Source organism: Frankia sp. CoWAU3 (genome assembly GCF_977971855.1).
Map to the genome: position 1 here is coordinate 4,604 of NZ_CDWWXB010000071.1, position 3,235 is coordinate 7,838.

General features: G+C 67.2%; 2 protein-coding genes. Both read left to right on the forward strand.

Annotated features, from left to right (window positions below):
- A partial coding sequence (locus AC08ON_RS08875; RefSeq protein ID WP_476616769.1) for a DNA gyrase subunit B occupies positions 1 to 1,638 on the forward strand: 1,638 nt, incomplete at its 5' end.
- A 198-nt stretch (positions 1,639 to 1,836) separates the two neighbouring features.
- On the forward strand, positions 1,837 to 3,235 hold a 1,399-nt coding region (locus AC08ON_RS08880; RefSeq protein WP_476616770.1), incomplete at its 3' end, for a DNA topoisomerase (ATP-hydrolyzing).

Sequence of the window (3,235 nt, forward strand, 5' to 3'; positions counted from 1 at the left end):
AAGTTCGACGGCAAATCGTACGCGGTGTCCGGCGGGCTGCACGGAGTCGGCGTCAGCGTGGTCAACGCGCTGTCCACCCGGCTCGACGTGGAGATCCACCTGGATGGGCACGTCTGGTTCCAGCCGTACGTGGCGACCCGCCCGGACAAGCCGCTGGCCAAGACCGGTACCACCCGCAGGACCGGGACGTCGGTCACCTTCTGGGCGGATCCGACGATCTTCGAGACCACCGAGTACAAGTACGAGACGCTCTCCCGCCGCCTGCAGGAGATGGCCTTCCTGAACAAGGGGCTGTCGATCACACTCGTCGACGAGCGTGACGAGGAACGCGTGGCGGTCACCTACAAGTACGCCAACGGCCTGGTCGACTTCGTCGGTCACCTCAACGCCACGAAGGACACCATCCACCGCAGCGTGATCTCGCTGGAGTCGAAGGGCGTGGGCATCGAGGCCGAGCTCGCGATGCAGTGGAACGGCGGCTACACCGAGTCGGTCTACACCTTCGCGAACACCATCAACACCCACGAGGGCGGCACCCACGAGGAGGGCTTCCGGGCTGCGTTGACCAGCGCCGTCAACGCCTACGCCAAGGACCAGAACCTGCTCAAGCCGGTGAAGGCCGGGGCCAAGAACAGCGACGAGCGGCTCTCCGGCGACGACATCCGGGAGGGCCTTACCGCGATCATCTCGGTGAAGCTCGCGCAGCCGCAGTTCGAGGGCCAGACCAAGACCAAGCTCGGCAACACCGAGGCCAAGAAGTTCGTCCAGGAGATGTGCTACTCAGCGCTCAAGGACTGGTTCGAGGTCAACCGCACCGAGGCTCGGGCCATCGTCAGCAAGGCGCTCGACGCCCAGCGGGCCCGCATCGCCGCCCGTCAGGCCCGCGATCTGACCCGGCGCAAGGGTCTGCTCGGCGGCACCGGCCTGCCGGGCAAGCTCGCCGACTGCCAGTACACCGATCCCGAGCGGTGCGAGCTGTACATCGTCGAGGGTGACTCGGCGGGTGGGTCGGCCAAGGGTGGTCGAGACTCGAAGTTCCAGGCGATCCTCCCGCTGCGAGGAAAGATCCTCAACGTCGAGAAGGCCCGCATCGACCGCGTCCTGAAGAACACCGAGGTCCAGGCCCTCATCCAGGCGCTGGGTACCGGCATCCACGACGATTTCGACACCGCGAAACTGCGCTATCACAAGATCGTTCTGATGGCGGACGCCGACGTCGACGGCCAGCACATCCGGACCCTGCTGCTGACGCTGCTGTTCCGGTTCATGCGCCCGCTGGTTGAGGCCGGTCACGTGTTTCTGGCGCAGCCGCCGCTCTACAAGATCAAATGGGGTAGGGAGGACTGGGAGTACGCCTACTCCGATCGGGAGCGCGACGGGCTGGTCGCCCGCGGGGTGGAGTCCGGGCGCAAGCTGCCCAAGGATGCCATCCAGCGCTTCAAGGGTCTCGGCGAGATGAACGCCACCGAGCTGTGGGACACCACCATGGACCCGGACCGGCGCATCCTGCTGCAGGTCACGCTCGACGACGCGGCGGTCGCCGACGAGTTGTTCTCCGTGCTCATGGGGGAGGATGTCGACGCGCGTCGCAGCTTCATCCAACGTAATGCCAAGGACGTGCGTTTTCTGGACATCTGACCCGGCCGTCTCGCGTGCCTCGGACCGGCCGTCGGTGACCCCTCAGGTCGGTCCGGGCGCTGCGATCCCGACGGTCCGGCCCGGCGAACGGAGGGCTCCGGATCCCGCCCGCCGTCGGGTCCACCCGGCCCCGTCGCCCGGGGCACCCGTCCCGCCCTGACGCTCTGACGACTGCTCCCACTGCCCTGGAAGGACCCCGTGGTCGACGTCCTACCTCCTCCCCCCGGCGACCGCATCGAGCCCATCGGCATCGAAGTCGAGATGCAGCGGTCGTATCTCGACTACGCCATGTCGGTCATCGTCGGCCGTGCGCTGCCGGAGGTACGCGACGGGCTCAAGCCCGTCCACCGCCGGGTCCTCTACGCCATGTACGACGGCGGCTACCGCCCCGACCGCGGGTACTTCAAGTGCTCCCGCGTGGTCGGGGACGTCATGGGTAACTACCACCCCCATGGCGACACGGCGATCTACGACACCCTCGTCCGGCTCGCGCAGGGCTGGTCGTTGCGCTACCCGCTGGTCGACGGGAACGGCAACTTCGGCTCGCCCGGCAACGATCCGCCCGCCGCCATGCGGTACACTGAGGCGCGGATGGCGGCCTTGGCGATGGAGATGTTGCGTGACATCGACCAGGAGACGGTCGACTTCGCCCCGAACTACGACGGGCGTTCGCAGGAGCCGCTTGTTCTGCCCAGCCGGTTCCCGAACCTGCTCGTCAACGGCGCCGGCGGCATCGCGGTTGGCATGGCGACGAACATCCCGCCGCACAACCTGCGCGAGGTCGCGAAGGGCGTGCGGTGGGCACTCGACCACCCGGACGCGAGCGACTCCGAGCTGCTTGAGGCGCTGATCGGCCTGATCAAGGGTCCGGACTTCCCGACCTCGGGGCTCATCGTCGGCCGTAACGGCATCGAGGAGGCCTACCGTACCGGCCGCGGCAGCATCCGGATGCGGGCGGTGGTGAACGTCGAGGAGAACAAGGGCCGCACCCAGCTCGTCGTCACCGAGCTGCCCTACCAGGTGAACCCGGACAACCTCGCCGAGAAGATCGCCGAACTGGTCCGGGACAACAGGGTCACCGGTATCGCCGACGTCCGGGACGAGACCTCGGCGCGCATCGGCCAACGGCTGGTCATCGACCTCAAGCGCGACGCCGTCGCCAAGGTCGTGCTCAACAACCTCTACAAGCACACCCAGCTCCAGGACACCTTCGGCGTCAACATGCTGGCGATCGTCGACGGCGTGCCGCGTACCCTGCGCCTGGACCAGATGGTCCGCTACTACGTCGAGCACCAGATCGACGTCATCGTCCGCCGGACCCGCTATCAGCTGCGCAAGGCCCGCGAGCGGCTGCACGTCCTGGACGGTCTGCTGATCGCGCTGGATCACCTCGACGAGGTCATCAACCTCATCCGCAACGCCGAGTCGGCGGACGTGGCCCGCGGCCAGCTGATGGAACGCTTCTCGCTGTCGGAGATCCAGGCCACCGCCATCCTCGACATGCAGCTGCGCCGGCTCGCCGCCCTGGAACGTCAGCGGATCATCGACGAGGCGGCCGAACTTCGCGCGAAGATCTCCGATCTGGAGGCGATCCTGG